This is a genomic window from Staphylococcus sp. FSL K6-3157 (genome assembly GCF_038005145.1).
Classification (GTDB): Bacteria; Bacillota; Bacilli; order Staphylococcales; family Staphylococcaceae; genus Staphylococcus; species Staphylococcus equorum.
In genome coordinates, this window is sequence record NZ_JBBOSM010000001.1 from 1,213,844 (window position 1) to 1,234,791 (window position 20,948).

Consider the following 20,948-nt stretch of genomic DNA (forward strand, 5'->3'; position numbering starts at 1 on the left):
AAGTTTATGTTAGTTCATTACGGAATTCAAAAATAAAATGTTATAATGATGCTATTTTAGCTAAATGCTTTAAAAATATGCATAAAAGCGCTTTATAAAATGCACGGATATGTTATAAAATAGTATGAATGTGGTATGTAGTAAATAAACAGATTTATGGGAGGAATTCATATAATGAACTTATCATTTCATGGACAATCAACGATTTATTTTGAAGCGAACGGTAAAAAAGTAATTGTAGATCCATTTATTACTGGCAATGGTCAGTCAGATTTAGATGCAAATGCTATAGAAGTAGACTATATCATTTTAACGCATGGTCATGGTGATCATTTCGGAGATACAGTCGAATTAGCTAATAGAAATAATGCAACTGTAATTGGTTCAGCAGAACTGGGTGATTATTTAACTACAAATAAAAATGTTGAAAATGTAAGACCAATGAACATTGGCGGAAAAGCTGAATTTGAATTTGGTACAGTGAAATTTGTACAAGCTTTTCACAGTTCAAGTTTAACTGACGATAATGGTATTCCAGTTTATCTTGGCATGCCGATGGGGGTTATTATAGAAGTTGAAGGCAAAACAATTTATCACACTGGAGATACAGGATTATTCAGCGACATGAAATTAATTGCAGAACGTCATCCTGTGGATGTTTGTTTTGTACCTATTGGTGATAACTTTACTATGGGTATCGATGATGCAAGTTATGCAATCAACACATTTATAAGACCCAAAATTACTGTACCTGTGCACTATGATACATTTGAATTGATTGAACAAGATCCAAATGAATTTAAATCTGCTGTTACGGTAGGAGAGGTACAAATTTTAAAACCTGGAGAATCAGTTAAGTTTTAAAACGTTTAATGGATTAGAATTCATAATAAAATAAAATGTCGACAAAATCTCATTATTTTGTCGACATTTTTATGTTTATTTATAAGAATTATTCTAAGTATTCATTTATATTTCAAATTTTTAAGAATATAAACTAAAAACAAACCCAATGCATTTGTGCGCTAGGTTTGTTTAGATGATAAACTCAAATTAATACAAAGGTGTTTGAGTTTTATATTATTTTACAATAAGAACAGGGATGTTTGCTCTTTTCGCCACCTTATGGCTGACGCTACCAAGGACAAATTTTTTCTTTTCCTCAGCTTTGCGGTTACTGAGTACGACGATTTCATATTTGCCACTATTTGCTTGTTTAACTAGTTGTTCTTTGGCACTGCCACGAACAATAATTTCATCATATTTGATGCCATATTCATCTAAAGCCTTACGTGTTGGCTCAAGTCCTTTGCTGCGCTTTTCAACTAGTTTATCTAAATGAATACCAGATTTAATTGATGATTGTGCATCTTGTTCACTAATTGAATTTAAAATAGTGACCGTCGTTCCTTCACCTGCTAATTTTGATACTTCTTTAAGTGCTTTTTCGTTAGTAAGTGTTGTATCTACACCAAGTAAAATATTTTTGAACATTGTTCATCCCTCCTTAATATCATTCTAATCAAAATTCCTTGATAAATCCAATTATAATATAAAATCTTACATATTAATTTCTTTAAAAGAATTATTTATATTATTTAAAAGGTGCAGTTCAACATTATAAAGTTATAATCTACCATAATTTGAATTGTGACATCGCAATTTTAGATATAAGAAGTTATAATGGCATAGAAACTGTTCAATAAAAATGAGGTTATTTAAATGACAAAGCATGAGCAAATTTTATCATATATAGAATCTCTAGCAGTAGGACAAAAAATTTCTGTTAGAAAAGTAGCGAAGGATTTAAGTGTATCTGAAGGTACAGCTTACCGAGCGATTAAAGATGCTGGTCAAATTGGCTTGGTAGCAACAATTGACCGCGTAGGTACTGTTCGCATAGAAAAGAAAACGCGCGAACAAATTGAACAACTTACATTTGGTGAAATTGTAAAAATTATAGACGGTCAAGTGTTAGGCGGCAGAAACGGTTTAATTAAAACACTAACCAAGTTTGCCATAGGTGCGATGGAGATAGACGATGTAGTAAAATATTTAAGTACGCATACATTATTGATTGTAGGTAATCGTAAAGATGTACAATTAGCAGCTTTAAAAAGAGGAAGTGCGGTGCTGATTACAGGTGGTTTTAGAACTTCTGATGAAATTATAAAGTATGCGGATGAACATGATCTACCAATACTTTCTTCTAATTATGACACATATCTAGTAGCAAACATCATTAATAGAGCAATGTATAACCAAATGATTCGTAAAGAAATATTGGTCGTTGAAGATATTGTAAAATCAGTGAAAGAGAGCACAGTAATCTTTGAAAATATGAAGTTGATTGATTATAAAGAAAAAGCAAGAGCTACTGGACATTCAAGATTTCCAGTTATTGATGAACAATGGAAATTAGTAGGTATTATTACGAGTAAAGAAATTATAAAAATGGATGATTATGACACGATAGCTCAGTTTATGACGAAGGCACCTATAAATGTCCAATTAACTACCACAGTAGCAAACTGTGCCCATATGATGATTTGGGAAGGTATAGAACTGTTACCAGTGACTACAAGTAGCAAAAAACTTATAGGTGTTATAACGAGAAAAGATGTATTAACAGCGATGCAATTATTAAGTCGACAACCTCAAGTGGGGGAAACTATTAATGATCAAATTGCAAAACATATCAACATTACAAATAATGGTATTCAAGTTCAATCTACCCCGCTATTAACGAATCAATATGGTACTTTAAGTAAAGCTGTATTTGTCGCTATAATTGAAGAAACAGTACGCTATGAAATGAGAAAGTTAAAAAAACTTGAAGTCATGATAGAAAGTTTGAACATCATATATATTAAGACAGTACAAATCGAATCAGAAATCGATGTGCATTATGATATGTTAGATGTAGGAAGAAACTTTGCTAAATTAGAAGTGACAATGTCTACTGATGAGCATCATGTAGCGAAAGCAATGATTATCTGCCAGATGATAGATTAAACGAATTTTATATAATTAATGAAAAGGAAGATATAAATGACTAAAGAATTCAATCAAATTATGAGTGAAATTAACGAAGCTGAAACAGTTATTATACATAGACATGTCAGACCTGATCCAGATGCTTATGGTTCACAGCTTGGTTTGAAACACTATTTAACATTAAAGTTTCCAGAAAAAAACATATTTGCAGTTGGGGAATCAGAGCCTTCGTTAGATTTTATTGGAACTTTTGACGAAATTACAGATGAACAATACAAAGATGCATTAGTGATTGTTTGTGATACGGCTAATTCACCAAGGATTAGTGATGAGCGCTTTAATAAAGGTCGTTCCCTAATTAAAATCGACCATCACCCAGCAGTGGATCAATATGGTGATATTAATTATGTGAATGCACAGGCTTCTTCTACAAGTGAAATTATCTTTGACTTTATTGCGCATTTTAATGACACAACAGTGATAGATGCCTCTGTTGCACGCGTACTATATTTAGGAATTGTTGGTGATACAGGTCGTTTCTTATTTAATAATACGACGCCCCATACGATGGAAGTTGCAAGCCAGTTACTCAAATATCCATTTAATCATAATGAAGAGCTTAATCAAATGGGCGAAAAAGACCCGAAACTCTTACCATTCCAAGGATATGTATTACAGAACTTTGAGTTAGATGAAAATGGATTTTGTAAAATAATTATTACACAAGATGTGCTTAAGCAGTTTAATATTGCGGCTAACGAAGCTTCTTTATTTGTAAATGCGATTGCAGATATTCAAGGCTTGAAGATATGGGTCTTTGCTGTTGATGAAGGCACTGAAATAAGATGTCGCATCCGCTCAAAAGGCATTGTGATTAATGATATTGCAAGTGAATTTGGTGGTGGAGGTCATCCAAATGCATCAGGTGTTTCTGTTGCAAACTGGAACGAATTTAATTCATTAGCCGAAGCTTTAAATAATAAGTTGTAAGTATATAGGAGGTGTTTGCTGATGGTTACGCATTTAAATATTCATACAACATATGACTTATTACATTCTAGTTTGAGAATAAAAGATGTTGTTGCTAAGGCCGCTAAAGAAGGGTACACCGCGTTAGCGATTACAGACACAAATGTCTTATACGGTTACCCACAATTTTATGACGCGTGTATTGCAGCAAATATTCATCCTATTTTCGGTATGACGATTTTTGTGACAGATGGTTTAGAGTCAGTGGAAACGATAGTGCTAGCGCAAAATGAGCAAGGACTAAAAGATATGTTTAAGCTGTCGTCTGCTATAAAAATGAAAGAAAAAACTGAAACACCTATAGAATGGCTGAAAAAATATCTACAGCATATTGTTGTTATTTTTAAAGATGTATCATCATCAAATGAAGCTATTGTAGCTGATTTTACTGATGATACACATATTTATGTAAATCATACGAGTGAAGTAACATTGGAATTACCAATGGTTTGGGCTCAAAGTACACGTTATCTTAACCAACAAGATGCTGATACGCTTACTGCGCTCGCTGCCATTAGGGATAACGCTAAATTAGATTTAGTGAGTGAACAACCTGATTATGATGCACATTTATACGATTATAGCGATTTGACTACACTTCATTTAAGTAAGGAAGTGCTAGATAACACAAATCAACTTGCAACAATATGTCAAGCTGAAATGATATATCATCAGTCTTTATTACCTAAATTTAAAACGCCGGACAATCAGCAATCAAAAGATTATTTATGGCAAGTATTACAAGAAAACTTAAATCAACTGAATTTAAATCATAACCAATTCGACACTTATAGAGAAAGACTTGTTCATGAGTATCAAGTCATTACTCGCATGGGGTTTGAAGATTACTTTCTTATAGTAAGTGATTTAATACATTATGCGAAAACGCATGATGTATTAGTAGGACCTGGTCGTGGTTCTTCGGCAGGGTCATTGGTAAGTTATCTTTTAAATATTACTACGATTGATCCTATACAATATAATTTATTGTTTGAACGCTTTCTTAATCCGGAACGTGTAACAATGCCGGATATTGATATTGATTTTGAAGACACGCATAGAGATAAAGTTATTCAATATGTACAGGAAAAATATGGTGATAATCACGTTGCAGGTATTGTAACGTTCGGTCATTTGTTAGCTAGAGCAGTAGCTAGAGATGTTGGTAGAATTATGGGATTTGATGAGGTTACTTTGAATGAAATTTCAAAATTAATACCACACAAGCTAGGTATCACTTTAGATCAAGCTTACGAACAAAATGATTTTAAACAGTTTGTACACCGAAACCATAGGCATGAACGATGGTTTGAAATTAGTAAAAAATTAGAGGGGTTACCTCGCCATACATCAACACATGCTGCAGGTATCATTATTAATGATCACCCATTATATGAATATGCACCATTGACGTTAGGTGATACTGGATTATTAACACAATGGACGATGACGGAAGCAGAGAGAATAGGCTTGTTGAAGATCGACTTCTTAGGGTTACGGAATTTATCCATTATTCATCAAATTGTGAAACAAGTTAAAAAAGACACGAATACACATATTGATATAGAGCAAATACCTTTTGATGATAGCAAAGTCTTTCAATTATTATCTCAAGGTGATACTACAGGTATTTTCCAACTTGAATCAGATGGTATTAGAAATGTATTGAAAAAATTACAACCTGAACATTTTGAAGATATTGTAGCTGTAACGTCTTTATACAGACCAGGTCCTATGGAGGAAATACCTACCTATATTACGAGAAGGCATAATCCATCTAAAGTGCAATATTTGCACAGTGATTTACAACCGATATTAAGTAACACTTATGGCGTTATCATTTATCAAGAACAAATCATGCAAATTGCCAGTAAGTTCGCAAACTTTAGTTATGGAGAAGCGGATATTTTAAGACGTGCGATGAGTAAAAAGAACCGTGCTGTATTAGAAAGTGAACGTCAACACTTTGTGGATGGAGCTTTGAAAAATGGCTACGATGAAAGTTTAAGTAAACAAATATTTGATTTGATTCTAAAATTTGCAGACTATGGCTTTGCACGTGCCCATGCCGTAAGCTATTCTAAAATCGCTTATATTATGAGTTATTTAAAAGTACATTATCCCAATTATTTTTACGCTAATATTTTGAGCAATACTATCGGTAGCGAGAAGAAGACAGCGCAAATTATTGATGAAGCAAAGCATCAATCAATCAATATTTTAACGCCGAATATTAATCAAAGTCACTGGTTCTATAAAGCAACTAAACAAGGTATCTACTTGTCAATTGGTGCGATTAAAGGAGTAGGTTATCAAAGTGTTAAGTTAATTGTTGATGAACGCATAACAAATGGGCATTTTAAAGACTTTTTTGATTTTACAAGACGCATTCCTAAAAGGATTAAATCTAGAAAATTACTTGAAGCGCTCATATTAGTAGGCGCTTTCGACACCTTTGGCAAAAATCGTGCTACACTACTACAGTCAATTGATCAAGTACTTGATAGTTCATCTGATATTGAACAAGACGGTTTTATATTTGATGTATTAACGCCTAAAGCGACATATGAAGACAAAGAGGAATTGCCGGATAAAGTATTGAGTGATTATGAAAAAGAATATTTAGGCTTTTATGTTTCAACACACCCTGTCGAAAAAGCTTTTGAACAAAAGCAATATCTCGGTATATATAAACTTACTAATGCACGAGATAATCAACCGATTTTTGTTCAAATTGATAATATTAAACGTATACGTACTAAAAACGGTCAAAATATGGCTTTTGTAACACTAAATGATGGAGTTAATAGTTTGGATGGGGTTGTTTTTCCAGATACATTCAAAAAATATGAAACAGATTTGAAAACGGATGAGACATTTATCCTAAAAGGTAAGTTTGAAAATAGGAATAATAAGAAGCAGCTTATTATTAATCAGATAGAGACGGTTGAAGCTTTTGAAGTGAGTACATTTGAACAAGCGAAACAAATTGTAATTAGAAACCTAAGCGATGAAACAGAATTAAAGCAATTTTTAGCACAAACAGAAAATAGTAACTATATTCCTGTTAAGTATTTCCAAGAGGAGCAAAATAAGTTCAAAATCATAGGTTATATCACACGTGATAACGACGTATTAAATACATTTATACAACGGTTTTCCCCTTGGGATATAAGAATTATTTAACTTTAATAGCACTATGAACTATGGTATAGTAAACTGATGGTTAAGCATAAACTTGCCGTCAGTTTTAATTCTAACTAAATTAAAGATAAGAATTATTTAATGTCAAATCAATCTATATATTTTTATTACAAATATTCACTGTATGAGTGAAATCGACATCTTGTTAGCAATATCATTTGTAATTTAAGTTAGATTGTAATAAAAATATATATGAACTGATTTTTATACTAGTTGAATGTAAAGGGGTAGATTTACATGACATTGAGAGACGAAGCATTAGAAATGCATAGACGAAATCAAGGAAAGTTGGAAGTAACACCTAAGGTACAAGTTACTAATAAAGAAGAATTAAGTTTAGCTTATTCACCAGGTGTCGCAGAGCCTTGTAAAGAAATACATGAAGATTCTCGAAAAGTTTTTGAGTATACCATGAAAGGCAATACTGTAGCTGTTGTAACAGATGGTACAGCTGTTTTAGGATTAGGAAATATTGGTGCAGAAGCGAGTATCCCAGTAATGGAAGGGAAAGCAGTGTTATTTAAAAGTTTTTCTGGTATCGATGGTGTGCCTATTGCATTAAATACTACAGATACAGATGATATAGTGAACACTGTGAAATTATTAGAACCGAATTATGGTGGCATTAACTTAGAAGATATTTCAGCGCCGCGCTGTTTTGAAATAGAAGAGCGTTTGAAAAAAGAAACTAAAATACCAGTATTTCACGATGATCAACATGGTACAGCAATCGTTACAGTAGCAGGTATGATCAATGCCTTAAGAATAGTGGATAAAGATTTGTCAGACATTAAGGTCGTTCTTAATGGTGCCGGTGCAGCTGGTATGGCTATTGTTAAATTATTATATTCTTATGGTGTTAGAGATATGATTATGTGTGATTCTAAAGGTGCTATTTTTGAAGATCGTGCTTTCGGTATGAATGATACGAAAGCATACGTAGCTAAGTGGACTAATAGAGAGAAAATTGAGGGTAGCTTAAATGATGTCATCAGAGATGCTGACGTGTTTATAGGCGTTTCTGTTGCAGATTTATTAACAAAAGAGATGGTCGAATCTATGGCTGATGATCCAATTATCTTTGCTATGGCAAACCCTAACCCAGAAATTCAGCCAGATGTTGCAAAAGCAGCAGGTGCAAAAGTAATAGGAACAGGCCGTTCAGATTTTCCAAATCAAATTAATAATGTCTTAGCATTTCCAGGTATATTTAGAGGTGCTTTAGATGTAGAAGCAACACAAATTAATGAAGCAATGAAACAGGCTGCGGTTGAAGCGATTGCTAATTTAATTAATCAAGAAGAATTGAATCCTGATTATTGTATTCCTGGTCCGTTTGATAAGCGTGTAGCACCATCAGTCGCTAGAGAAGTTGCAAAAGCAGCAATGGAGTCTGGCGTTGCTAGAAATGATATGGACCCAGAGGAAATTTATGAAAAGACAATGAAATTAACAGACTTAGATAAATAATATTCGTTAATCCTGAACTCAATACGCGACTTACAGTTAAGTGTAGAGAAAGATTGCGATATTTATGTGGAGGTTTACCAATGTTTAAAGATTTTTTCAATAGAAGTAGTAAAAAGAAAAAGTACGTGACCGTATCGGATTCAAAACAAAGTGATGTTCCTGCAGGTATTATGACGAAATGTCCTAAATGTAAAAAAATTATGTATACGAAAGAATTAGCTGAAAACTTAAACGTTTGTTTTAACTGTGATCATCACATTGCACTTACAGCTTATAAACGTATTGAAGCTATTTCCGACGAAGGTACATTTAAAGAATTTGATAGAGGCATGACTTCGGCAAACCCATTGGACTTCCCAAGTTATGAAGAAAAAATCCAAAAAGATCGACAAAAAACTGAGCTGAACGAAGCAGTAGTGACTGGAACTGCAAATTTAGAAGGTATAAGTTATGGTGTTGCTGTTATGGATGCTAGATTCAGAATGGGCAGCATGGGTTCTGTAGTAGGCGAGAAAATTTGTAGAATTATTGAGCATTGTATTGAAAATCGTTTGCCATTTATTTTATTTTCAGCAAGCGGTGGAGCTAGAATGCAAGAAGGTATTATATCGTTAATGCAAATGGGTAAAACGAGTGTGACACTGAAGAAACACGCGGATGCGGGGTTATTGTATATTTCTTACATCACTAATCCAACTACAGGTGGTGTTTCTGCAAGCTTTGCTTCTGTAGGTGATATTAATCTTAGTGAACCAAAAGCGTTAATTGGATTTGCTGGAAGACGTGTTATTGAACAAACTATTAATGAAAAATTACCAGATGATTTCCAAACTGCAGAATTTCTATTAGAACATGGTCAATTAGATAAAGTAGTACATAGAAAAGAAATGAAAACAACGTTATCTAATATCTTAAAAATGCACCAAGAGGTGAAAACAAATGCTTGATTTTGAAAAGCCGCTTTTTGAAATAGAAAATAAAATTGAATCATTAAAAGAATCTCAAGAAAAGAATGATGTAGATCTTCAAGAAGAAATTGATATGCTTGAAGCTTCTTTAGAGAGAGAGACTGAAAAGGTATATACAAACCTTAAACCATGGGATCGTGTGCAATTAGCACGTTTACAAGAAAGACCTACATCTTTAGATTACATACCTTATATATTTGATTCATTCATGGAACTTCATGGTGATAGAAATTATAGAGATGATCCTGCAATGATTGGTGGCATTGGTTATTTGAATGGCCAAGCTGTTACTGTAGTTGGACAACAACGTGGTAAAGATACCAAAGATAATATTTATCGTAATTTTGGGATGGCACATCCAGAAGGTTATAGAAAAGCAATTAGATTGATGAAACAGGCGGAAAAATTCAATCGACCTATTATTACTTTTATCGATACTAAAGGTGCGTATCCAGGTAAAGCAGCAGAAGAACGTGGACAAAGTGAATCTATCGCTAGAAACTTAGTTGAAATGGCTTCGTTAACAGTGCCGGTCATTTCTATTGTGATTGGTGAAGGTGGTAGTGGAGGAGCTTTAGGTTTAGGTATTACAAATCGTATATTGATGCTTGAAAATAGTACGTATTCAGTTATTTCACCTGAAGGTGCTTCTGCACTGTTATGGAAAGACAGTAATCTTGCAAAAATTGCTGCAGAAACAATGAAGATTACTGCTGAAGATTTACGTGAACTCAATATAGCTGATGATGTAATTAAAGAACCATTAGGTGGCGCACACCATGATGTTGAAATTCAAGCACAAAACATCAAGAAAGGTTTTGAATATCATTTAGCAGAATTAAGTCAGCTAAGTAAACAACAACTTGTTGATGACCGTTATGCAAAATTTAGAAATATTGGTGCATTTCACGAATAATATCAAACATATTGAGATGAGCTGTGAAAAAGTCTATGACGATAGATTTCTTCACAGCCATTTTTTATAGTTGTAGAGAAGTAGATTGAGTAAACACAAATATTTATTTTATTTAAAAAATAAATATATTGTTTAAGAAATATAATTTAAAGGTAAATACATAAGAGCGCTCATTTCATTTTTGCCGAAAATTATAGTAAACGCTTACTATTTATAAATTAATAGTTCAGATTACTTTAAAACGTTTACATTTGGCACAAAGCCTTATTTTAATGGCACCATTGTATTATTTATGGTATTTTTAGAATAAGAAATACATGTTAGAAAGGTTTGTCGTCATGAAAAAAATTGCAGTGTTGACAAGTGGTGGAGATTCTCCAGGCATGAACGCAGCTGTAAGAGCTGTAGTTAGAAAAGCGATTTTTAATAACATTGAAGTCTATGGTGTTTACCAAGGCTATCAAGGTTTATTAAACGATGATATCGAAAAGCTTGAACTCGGTTCTGTTGGGGATACAATTCAACGCGGAGGCACTTTTTTATATTCAGCAAGGTGTCCTGAATTTAAAGAAGTAGAAATGCGTAAGAAAGGTATAGAAAACTTACGTAAAAGAGGAATCGAAGGCCTTGTAGTTATCGGTGGAGACGGTAGTTACAGAGGCGCGCAACGTATAAGTGAAGAATGTGAAGAAATCCAGACAATTGGAATACCTGGTACGATTGATAATGATATTAATGGTTCAGATTTTACAATTGGATTTGATACAGCATTAAACACTATTATTGATTGTGTTGATAAAATCCGTGATACAGCATCGAGTCATGCTAGAACCTTTATTATAGAAGTTATGGGACGTGATTGTGGAGACTTAGCATTGTGGGCAGGCATGTCTGTAGGTGCAGAAACAATTATCGTTCCAGAGGTAGAAACAGACATCAAAGATGTAGCTGAAAAAATCGATAATGGTATTAAAAGAGGCAAAAAACATTCAATCGTCATGGTAGCAGAAGGTTGTATGTCTGGAGAGGTTTGCGCTCAAGAGTTAACTAAGTATATTAATGTTGATGCACGTGTTTCTGTATTAGGTCACATCCAACGTGGTGGTAGCCCAAGTGGAGCAGATCGTGTGTTAGCGTCACGTTTAGGTGGGCATGCAGTAGATTTATTATTACAAGGGAAAACTGCTATTGGTGTGGGAATCCGTAATAATGAATTAACTGATACACCATTTGAAGAAATATTTAGATCAGATCAACATGAGTTCGATTTTGAAACTTATGAATTAACAAATGAATTATCTATATAAAATACTTGGAGGCATTATTAATGAGAAAAACTAAAATTGTTTGTACTATTGGACCAGCGTCAGAATCGGAAGAAATGCTTGAGAAATTAATGAAAGCCGGAATGAATGTTGCACGTTTAAACTTTTCACATGGTGATCATGCAGAACATAAAGCAAGAATTGACTCGATTCGTAAAGTATCTAAAAAATTAGGTAAAACTGTTGCAATCTTACTTGATACTAAAGGACCTGAAATTCGTACACACAGTATGAAAGATGGCGGTATTGAACTTGAAAGAGATACTGAAGTCATCGTAAGCATGACAGAAGTAGAAGGTACACCTGAAAAATTCTCAGTAACTTATGATAATTTAATCAATGATGTAGAAGAAGGTTCATATATTTTATTAGATGATGGTTTAATTGAATTACAAGTTAAACGTATCGACAAAGATAATGGCGAAGTTGTTTGTGATGTATTAAACACTGGCGAATTAAAAAATAAAAAAGGTGTAAACTTACCAGGCGTTAAAGTAAGTTTACCTGGTATTACTGATAAAGATGCTGAAGATATTAATTTTGGTATTAGCGAAGGCGTTGATTTCATCGCAGCTAGTTTCGTACGTCGTCCAAGTGATGTACTTGATATCCGTAAATTACTTGAAGCACAAAAAAATACAACAATCAGCATTATACCTAAAATTGAAAACCAAGAAGGTATTGACAACATCAAAGATATTCTTGAAGTTTCAGACGGTTTAATGGTTGCACGTGGTGATATGGGTGTTGAAATTCCACCAGAATCAGTACCTATGGTGCAAAAAGATTTAATCAGACAATGTAATAAATTAGGCAAACCTGTTATCACTGCGACACAAATGCTTGATTCTATGCAAAGAAATCCACGTGCTACACGTGCCGAAGCAAGTGATGTTGCCAACGCAATCTATGATGGTACAGACGCAGTAATGCTTTCTGGTGAAACAGCTGCTGGACTTTATCCTGAAGAAGCAGTTAAAACAATGCGTAATATTGCAGTTTCTGCTGAGGGTGCACAAGATTATAAAAAATTATTGTCAGATCGTACTAAATTAGTAGAAACGTCACTTGTTAACGCAATTGGTGTTTCAGTTGCACATACAGCATTAAACTTAAATGTAAAAGCAATTGTTGCTGCTACAGAAAGTGGTTCAACTGCTCGTACGATTTCTAAATATCGTCCACAATCAGACATTATCGCAGTAACACCTAATCCAGAAACTGCACGCCAATGTGCTCTAGTATGGGGAATTCATCCAGTAATCAAAGAAGGTCGTAAAACTACAGATGCATTATTAAATAATGCTGTAGCAACTGCAGTTGAAACTGAAAAAGTTCAAAATGGTGATTTAATTATTATCACTGCTGGTGTTCCAACAGGTGAAAAAGGTACTACTAACATGATGAAATTACATTTAGTAGGAGATGAACTTGCTAAAGGACAAGGTATTGGAAGAAATTCAGTTGTTGGCCAAACACTTGTTGTTAATAATGCAAGTGAGTTAGAAGGTAAAGATCTATCTGAAACTATTATTGTAACGTCTTCAGTAGACGAAACACTTGTACCTTATATTGAAAATGCAATTGGTTTAATCACAGAGGAAAATGGCATCACTTCTCCAAGTGCAATCATTGGTTTAGAAAAAGGTATTCCTACAGTTGTTGGTGTTGAAAACGCAACTAAAGAAATACAAAATGATGTTTTAGTTACTATTGATGCAAATCAAGGTAAAATCTTTGAAGGATATGCTAACGTTCTATAATAGATTTACCAATATAAACTAATAGGTAGTTGTAAATTCCTGTTTGAAATCATATAAGAAGTTGAGAGTTAATTGAATTTTAAATTCAATTAACTCTCTTTTTAATTTTCACTCAATTTTATATGAAATAACAAAGTATTCTTGATTTTAATTATAATAAAAACTATCTATACACATTGGTTCGCAAGCAATGTGTATAGATAGTTTATTTTGAAAATATCTTTTTTTATTTATCTTGAGTACGTGCTACTTTTTTATATCTTAAGTACATTAAACTTAGCATAACGAACCATATTGGTGTTAAAAATACCGCTGTTCTTGTAACCTCATTTACGAACAATAAACAAAATACTAACAAGAAGAATATTAAGATGATATACCCCATATATTTACCGCCTACTAATTTAAAATTAGTCTGTTTGTGAGCTTCTGGGTTACGTTTAGTATAATTAATATAAGCAACAATGATTAATGCCCAAACAGCTAAAAACAACACTGTAGATACAGTGGTGATATAAGTGAAGACGAGTGTCGCATTCGGGACAATATAATTTAATAAAGCTGCAATCATCAGTAATGCACATGAGACAAATATTGCAATGTGCGGAACGCCATTTTTATTCGTTGATGCAAAATAAGGCGGTGCTTGTTTTTTATTAGAAAGACCAAAGAGCATACGACTGTTAGAAAAAATGCCGCTGTTACAAGAAGACGCCGCTGCAGTTAGAACAACGAAATTAATAATGCCTGCTGCAAATGGAATACCAATTAGTGCGAACAATCTAACAAATGGACTATCGTCAGGATTTATAGCATTCCATGGGATGATTGACATGATTACAGCTAATGCACCAACATAAAAGACTAATATACGTAAAGGAACGCTATTAATTGCTTTCGGTAGAGTCTTAGTTGGATCTTTAGTTTCGCCTGCAGTAACACCTATTAATTCGATACCCACAAATGAGAATACAGCCATTTGGAATGACATTAAAAATCCATTAACACCTTTAGGAAATATGCCATTATTGTATAAATTAGATAATGAAGCATGTCCAAATTGTGTGTCATAGGCCATAATAATCATAATTGCACCAACAACAATCAAAGCAAGAATCGTTACTATTTTAATGATTGCAAACCAAAATTCTAATTCACCAAATAGTTTAGCACTTAATAAATTAAGTGACATAAGTACAAGTACACAGAATAATGCACTGATCCAATTTGGAATGTGAGGAAACCAAAAACTTACATATTTAGCAACTGCAGTTACCTCAGCCATACCAGTGATAATCCAACATAACCAATAAGTCCAACCAGTCACAAAACCTGCAAAAGAACCAATGTACTTATTCGTGACATCTGCGAAAGACTTAAAATTAGTATTTGTTACAAGCATTTCTCCTAAGCCACGCATAAACATAAATAGCATAAAACCAATGATGATATATGTAAGTAAAATAGAAGGGCCAGTTAACGCGATTGTTTGACCAGCTCCTAAAAACAGACCTGTACCAATTGCGCCACCAATTGCAATCAGCTGGATGTGCCGGTTGCTTAGTTCTCTCTGTAATTCATTGTTTGACATAATCTACTACTCCTTCATTTTGTCGTTTTATTATTATGCAACTGTCTTTAAAATATTACAACTGTTTTTTAATTGAACCATAAAAAAATTAAGGATAAAACTACATTAATAATTAGTTATTAATAATGATAACCAAATGAAAAGTAATAAAAATTGAACTGTAAGGCTTTACATACTAGAATGAGTTTATAACACCATTTAATATCATGATGTGTTTTAAGGGTATATAAACAAATACTTATTTCTTAGTGTTCTGGCAAGAGGATTAAACTTTAAATATTCACAAAAGGGACGAAATTGGATATAATGGTTAATGAAAGCCATTTCATAACGAAATAGAAAAGGGGAATTTATATATGGCAGAGTTACAAAAAGGTTTAGAAGGGGTAATTGCATCTCAAACTAAAGTAAGTTCTATCATTGATAGTCAATTAACATATGCAGGTTATGATATTGATGATTTAGCTCAAAATGCTGAGTTTGAAGAAGTTGTCTTCTTGTTATGGCACTACCGATTACCTAATGAAGAAGAATTAAAAGAATTAAAAGAAAAACTTTTTGGATACATGACATTAAATCCTAGAGTGTATAGCCACTTTAAAGAATACGCTACTAGTAACGTGCATCCAATGACAGCGTTAAGAACATCTGTGTCTTATATTGCCCATTTTGATGAACATGCTGAAACTGAAAGCGATGAACAAACAATGGAGCGTGCGATACGTATTCAAGCTAAAATAGCTTCTCTTGTTACAGCATATGCAAGAGTTAGAGAAGGTAAAGATGTTGTAAAACCAAATAGCGATTTAAATTATGCTGGTAACTTCTTATATATGTTAAGAGGAGAATTACCTACAGATATCGAAGTCGAAGCGTTTAACAAAGCGCTTGTATTACACGCAGACCATGAGTTAAATGCCTCAACATTTACAGCAAGATGTGCTGTTTCATCATTATCCGATATGTATTCAGGTATTGTTGCTGCAGTTGGTTCATTGAAAGGTCCACTTCACGGTGGGGCAAATGAACGTGTCATGAGCATGTTATCTGAAGTGAAATCAATTGATGAAGTTGATAATTACATCGATAAAAAAATTGAAAATAAAGAAAAGATTATGGGCTTTGGACACCGCGTATATAAAGATGGTGATCCAAGAGCGAAATACTTAAAAGATATGAGTAGAAAAATTACAGCAGAAACAGGTCAAAGTCAATTGTTTGATATTTCCGTTAAAATTGCTGATAAGATGAAAGAAGAAAAAGGCTTAATAGCCAATGTGGATTTCTTTAGTGCGACCGTTTATCATAGTATGAACATCGAACATGATTTATTCACTCCAATTTTTGCAGTAAGTAGAACTTCTGGTTGGATTGCACATATCTTAGAACAATATAGAGATAATAGAATTATGCGTCCAAGAGCTGAGTATATTGGTGAAACAGATAGAAAATATGAACCAATAGAAAAAAGATAATAAGTTTAATCATTCATTATTAAAATATTTAATCAAAAACAAAACACGGAGGTTTTTTTACATGTCAGGAGAAAAAATAGTAAAATCACAAGAAGGTTTAACAGTTCCAAATAATCCAATCATCCCATTTATTATTGGTGATGGTATTGGACCAGATATCTGGAATGCGGCTAGCAGAGTAATCGATGCAGCGGTTGAAGAAGCTTATAACGGTGAAAAGAAAATCGAATGGAAAGAAGTATTAGCTGGACAAAAAGCTTACGATGAAACTGGCGAGTGGTTACCTAAAGAAACACTTGATACGATTAATGAATATTTAATTGCTATTAAAGGTCCTTTAACAACACCAATTGGTGGCGGCATCCGTTCACTTAACGTTGCTTTACGTCAAGAATTAGATTTATTTACATGTCTACGTCCAGTACGTTGGTTCCAAGGCGTTCCATCACCAGTTAAACGTCCTGAAGACACTGATATGGTTATTTTCCGTGAAAATACTGAAGACATTTATGCTGGTATCGAATTCCAAGAAGGCACACCTGAAGTTAAGAAATTAATTGAATTCTTACAAAATGAAATGGGCGCTAAAAATATTAGATTCCCAGAAACATCAGGTATTGGCGTGAAACCAGTTTCTAAAGAAGGTACAGAGCGTTTAGTACGTGCTTCTATACAATACGCTTTAGAAAATAATCGTAAATCATTAACATTAGTGCACAAAGGTAATATCATGAAATTTACTGAAGGCGCATTTAAACAATGGGGTTATGACTTAGCACATAACGAATTTGGTGATAAAGTATTTACTTGGCAGCAATATGATGAAATTGTTGAAAAAGAAGGTAAAGACAAAGCAAACGAAGCGCAAGAAAAAGCAGAAAAAGAAGGCAAAATTATCGTTAAAGATTCAATTGCTGACATTTTCTTACAACAAATCTTAACACGTCCATCAGATCATGATGTAGTAGCTACAATGAACTTAAATGGTGACTATGTATCTGATGCGTTAGCAGCACAAGTTGGCGGCATTGGTATTGCACCTGGTGCAAACATTAACTATGAAACTGGTCATGCTATTTTTGAAGCTACACATGGTACAGCTCCAAAATATGCAGGATTAAACAAAGTTAACCCATCATCTGAAATTTTAAGTGCAACATTAATGTTAGAACACTTAGGATGGCAAGAAGCTGCAGATAAGATCACTGAATCAATTGAGAAAACAATTGCTTCTAAAGTGGTAACTTACGACTTTGCTCGTTTAATGGACGGTGCTAAAGAAGTTTCTACTTCTGAGTTTGCAGATGAACTTATTAAAAACATCAAATAATACAAATTCGTATTGAGTCTTTAAAGATTCAATACGAATTGATTTTAAAAATACCAACAATATCTTAGGATTTTGTTGGTATTTTTTTGTGATTTTCATAAGTTAGTAAAAAGTGCCTCACAAATAGCATTTAATCCACATTTTTTAATGTAAATTGTAAATTTAAGAACGTTGTTTGATGTATATTAACTCGAACAATTTCTCTGGATTGCATATTTTCAATGATATAAGTGTTCATGTTGTTAATTAAATGTTAAGATTTTGTTAATGTATGAATTTTTAAAAAATCGGTGAAATGAAATCAACAGCGCAACAGATTGTTAACATCACAATTACATTAAATTCATGAATACTTAATTTGATCCTTTATTCTAGGTATTGTAAAGTTTATGTGAAAAGAATTTAAAGTATGTTATTTTTATTTAAATATAAGTTATAATTAATTTGTAAACACAAATATGGAGGTATACTATGTCACAAAAAGTACTTGTAGTAGATGATGAGCAATCAATCGTAACCTTATTAAAATATAATTTAGAACAAGCTGGGTATATAGTGGATGTAGCTTATGATGGAGAAGAAGCACTGGAGAAGGTCAATGCTACAAATCCCGAATTAGTTGTGTTAGATGTCATGCTTCCAAAAAAAGATGGAATAGAAGTTTGTAAAACGATTCGTTCTGATAAAAATCTTGTACCCATCTTAATGCTGACAGCTAAAGATGATGAATTTGATCGTGTACTAGGACTAGAACTTGGTGCAGATGATTACATGACTAAACCATTTTCACCAAGAGAAGTAGTAGCAAGAGTCAAAGCTATTTTAAGAAGATCTGCGATGGTTACAGAAGCAGCTCAAATTGAAAATGATGAAGATGACATACTTATTGGTTCAATCAGAATTAGACCAGAATATTTTGAAGTGTATAGAGAAGATGAATTATTAGAATTAACACCAAAAGAATTTGAACTGTTATTATATCTTATCGAAAGACAGGGTAGAGTGATCACACGTGAACATATGTTAAATTCAGTATGGAATTATGAATTCGCGGGTGACTCTAGAATTGTGGATGTACATATTAGTCATTTAAGAGATAAATTAGAAGAAAACCCAAAACAACCTAAACTTATCAAAACAGTACGAGGTTTAGGATATAAGTTGGAGAGACCTAAGGTTTAATGCTGAAGTTTCATCACCGCCTCTTATTTTTATTATGTACCATCGTTATCATTAGCTTTATTATGCTAGGCGCAATCATAACACATGTTATTTATAACACGGTTACTACGGGTCAAGAAGGGGACCTAGAGCATCGTTCAGAGCATTTCGTTAGTTTGTACAACCATGATAAAATAGCTGAAATCAAAGATATTGCTGAAAGTGAAAAATATACTGTAGTTATTGAAAAAGGTAACGATGTCTTGTTGTCCACAAAACAAGGAACTGAGATAAATGAAGATATAAGAAATGATGCTATTCCTTCAAACCTAATTTATGATAACGTAGCCGATGATCGAAGATATACATTCAAGACTTCAATCAAAGATAAAGACGTTTTGATTAGTGGTGTAAATAATGAAATCTTAGAATTACAAATTGAACTGTGGAAATACACGGCTTTAATTGGTTTAATTGTTTTAGTGATTATTTTCTTTGTCGTTCGAAGTATCAATAGAACGTATATAAGACCTATTAATGAAGTAACGTATGCCACGAACCTTTTGGCTGAGGGGTATTATCATGTGAGGGTGCCAGAGAGCAACGTAAAAGAAACGAGAGAGTTGTTCGTTACTACAAATGAATTAGCTAGACGTTTACAACGTTTAAATCATAAGCAAAAGCTACAATCCAATAGACTAAAAACAACTGTAGAAAGTATTCCGAGTTCCATATTAATGATTGATAAATATGGTGAAATTGTTGTAGCAAATAAAGCATATTATGAGTTATTTACGCCTGAAGAAGCAGTAGAGCATAAAAGTTATGTTGAGTTTATCGATGTTAAAATACAAAAACTTATTGTTGATGCGTTTAAAGTAGAAAAACCTATTTATGATCAAGTAGAATTAACCATAGATCAAGTGCATCAGAAATATTTTGATACTGCTTGCGTACCAATTTTGTCAAAAACTAAGAAAAATTTATATGGCATGGTTATTGTTATGCATGACATCACAAACCTTAAAAAGCTTGAAAATTTACGTCGTGAATTTGTAGCAAATGTATCACACGAATTAAAAACACCTATTACTTCAATAAAAGGATTTGCTGAAACATTACTAGATGGGGCAAAAAATGATGAACAGGCATTAGATGATTTTTTACAAATCATTTCTAAAGAATCTAATCGCATAGAAACCTTAGTTTTTGATTTACTAGATTTATCTCATGTCGAACAACAATCTGAAATAGAAACTGAATATATTAGTTTGTCTGACATTGCGGAACTAACGATTAAAAATATGCAGACGATTGCTGAAAGTAAAGATATAACAATTATAAATGAAGTGACACCTGATATTGTCATTGATGCAAATAATGATAAAGTTTCACAAGTTGTTATCAATTTACTATCCAATGCAATTAGTTACTCTAAGGAATCTGATGAAGTTATTGTACGTGTATATAAAGAGGGTAATAAGCGTATACTAGAAGTAGAAGATTTCGGTATGGGTATAAGTGAAGAAGACCAAAAACATATTTTTGAACGCTTTTATAGAGTAGATAAAGCACGTAGTAGAGATTCAGGTGGCACAGGCTTAGGATTGTCTATTACAAAACATATTATGGAAGCCCATAATGGTAGAATTAATGTAATTAGTAGTCCGAATGAAGGCTCAACATTTAGAATTACATTTTTTGAAACAGAATAAGTAT

The 20,948-nt window shown here is 33.1% G+C and carries 15 protein-coding genes; 13 read left to right on the forward strand and 2 right to left on the reverse strand.

Features of this window, described 5'->3' with window-relative positions; genetic code table 11:
• Positions 1–174 precede the first annotated feature (174 nt).
• Entirely contained in the window at positions 175–864 is a 690-nt protein-coding gene (locus MHB47_RS05875; RefSeq protein ID WP_340755641.1) for a metal-dependent hydrolase, read from the forward strand.
• Positions 865–1,080: 216 nt separating this feature from the next.
• On the opposite strand, the gene MHB47_RS05880 is transcribed toward MHB47_RS05875, so the two are convergent.
• Positions 1,081–1,494, reverse strand: coding sequence for a universal stress protein (locus MHB47_RS05880; RefSeq protein WP_002507354.1), 414 nt, complete (start codon positions 1,492–1,494; stop codon positions 1,081–1,083).
• Positions 1,495–1,722: 228 nt separating this feature from the next.
• On the opposite strand from MHB47_RS05880, the gene MHB47_RS05885 reads away from it, so the two are divergent.
• The 8 genes from MHB47_RS05885 (at position 1,723) to pyk (ending at position 13,672) form a co-directional block, all read left to right on the forward strand.
• On the forward strand, positions 1,723–3,015 hold the full coding sequence (locus tag MHB47_RS05885; RefSeq protein ID WP_340755643.1) for a DRTGG domain-containing protein: 1,293 nt from the start codon (positions 1,723–1,725) through the stop codon (positions 3,013–3,015).
• A gap of 36 nt (positions 3,016–3,051) precedes the next feature.
• Positions 3,052–3,987, forward strand: coding sequence for a DHH family phosphoesterase (locus tag MHB47_RS05890; protein ID WP_056935722.1), 936 nt, complete (start codon positions 3,052–3,054; stop codon positions 3,985–3,987).
• A 21-nt stretch (positions 3,988–4,008) separates the two neighbouring features.
• Positions 4,009–7,212 (forward strand): DNA polymerase III subunit alpha, encoded by a 3,204-nt coding sequence (locus MHB47_RS05895; RefSeq protein ID WP_340755646.1) that lies wholly within the window; start codon positions 4,009–4,011, stop codon positions 7,210–7,212.
• 255 nt (positions 7,213–7,467) lie between these two features.
• Positions 7,468–8,700 carry an NAD(P)-dependent malic enzyme gene (locus tag MHB47_RS05900; protein WP_002507358.1) on the forward strand — a complete coding sequence of 411 codons (1,233 nt, stop codon included), beginning with the start codon at positions 7,468–7,470 and terminating at the stop codon, positions 8,698–8,700.
• Positions 8,701–8,780: 80 nt separating this feature from the next.
• Complete coding sequence (gene accD, locus MHB47_RS05905) at positions 8,781–9,647, forward strand: acetyl-CoA carboxylase, carboxyltransferase subunit beta (RefSeq protein ID WP_002507359.1); 867 nt, start codon at positions 8,781–8,783, stop codon at positions 9,645–9,647.
• Positions 9,640–10,584, forward strand: coding sequence for an acetyl-CoA carboxylase carboxyltransferase subunit alpha (locus MHB47_RS05910; protein WP_340755648.1), 945 nt, complete (start codon positions 9,640–9,642; stop codon positions 10,582–10,584). The genes accD and MHB47_RS05910 overlap by 8 nt, the downstream gene beginning before the upstream one ends.
• Positions 10,585–10,922: 338 nt before the next feature.
• Entirely contained in the window at positions 10,923–11,891 is a 969-nt protein-coding gene (gene pfkA, locus MHB47_RS05915) for a 6-phosphofructokinase (protein ID WP_340755649.1), read from the forward strand.
• Positions 11,892–11,911: 20 nt separating this feature from the next.
• On the forward strand, positions 11,912–13,672 hold the full coding sequence (gene pyk, locus MHB47_RS05920; protein WP_107514749.1) for a pyruvate kinase: 1,761 nt from the start codon (positions 11,912–11,914) through the stop codon (positions 13,670–13,672).
• Positions 13,673–13,898: 226 nt separating this feature from the next.
• On the opposite strand, the gene MHB47_RS05925 is transcribed toward pyk, so the two are convergent.
• A complete protein-coding gene (locus MHB47_RS05925; RefSeq protein ID WP_340755652.1) occupies positions 13,899–15,263 on the reverse strand; it encodes an amino acid permease in 1,365 nt (454 codons plus the stop codon).
• A 356-nt stretch (positions 15,264–15,619) separates the two neighbouring features.
• Here MHB47_RS05925 and MHB47_RS05930 point away from each other — a divergent pair, with 356 nt between their 5' ends.
• The 4 genes from MHB47_RS05930 to pnpS all read left to right on the forward strand — a co-directional run bounded on the left by MHB47_RS05930 (position 15,620) and on the right by pnpS (position 20,944).
• Complete coding sequence (locus MHB47_RS05930) at positions 15,620–16,738, forward strand: citrate synthase (RefSeq protein ID WP_340755654.1); 1,119 nt, start codon at positions 15,620–15,622, stop codon at positions 16,736–16,738.
• Between the two features lie 61 nt (positions 16,739–16,799).
• Entirely contained in the window at positions 16,800–18,068 is a 1,269-nt protein-coding gene (icd, locus tag MHB47_RS05935) for an NADP-dependent isocitrate dehydrogenase (RefSeq protein ID WP_107516849.1), read from the forward strand.
• Positions 18,069–18,539: 471 nt separating this feature from the next.
• Positions 18,540–19,250, forward strand: a complete 711-nt coding sequence (locus MHB47_RS05940) for a response regulator transcription factor (protein ID WP_002507366.1) — start codon at positions 18,540–18,542, stop codon at positions 19,248–19,250.
• Positions 19,250–20,944, forward strand: coding sequence for a two-component system histidine kinase PnpS (gene pnpS, locus MHB47_RS05945; RefSeq protein ID WP_340755657.1), 1,695 nt, complete (start codon positions 19,250–19,252; stop codon positions 20,942–20,944). Before MHB47_RS05940 ends, pnpS begins: the two co-directional genes overlap by 1 nt.
• Positions 20,945–20,948 lie beyond the last annotated feature (4 nt).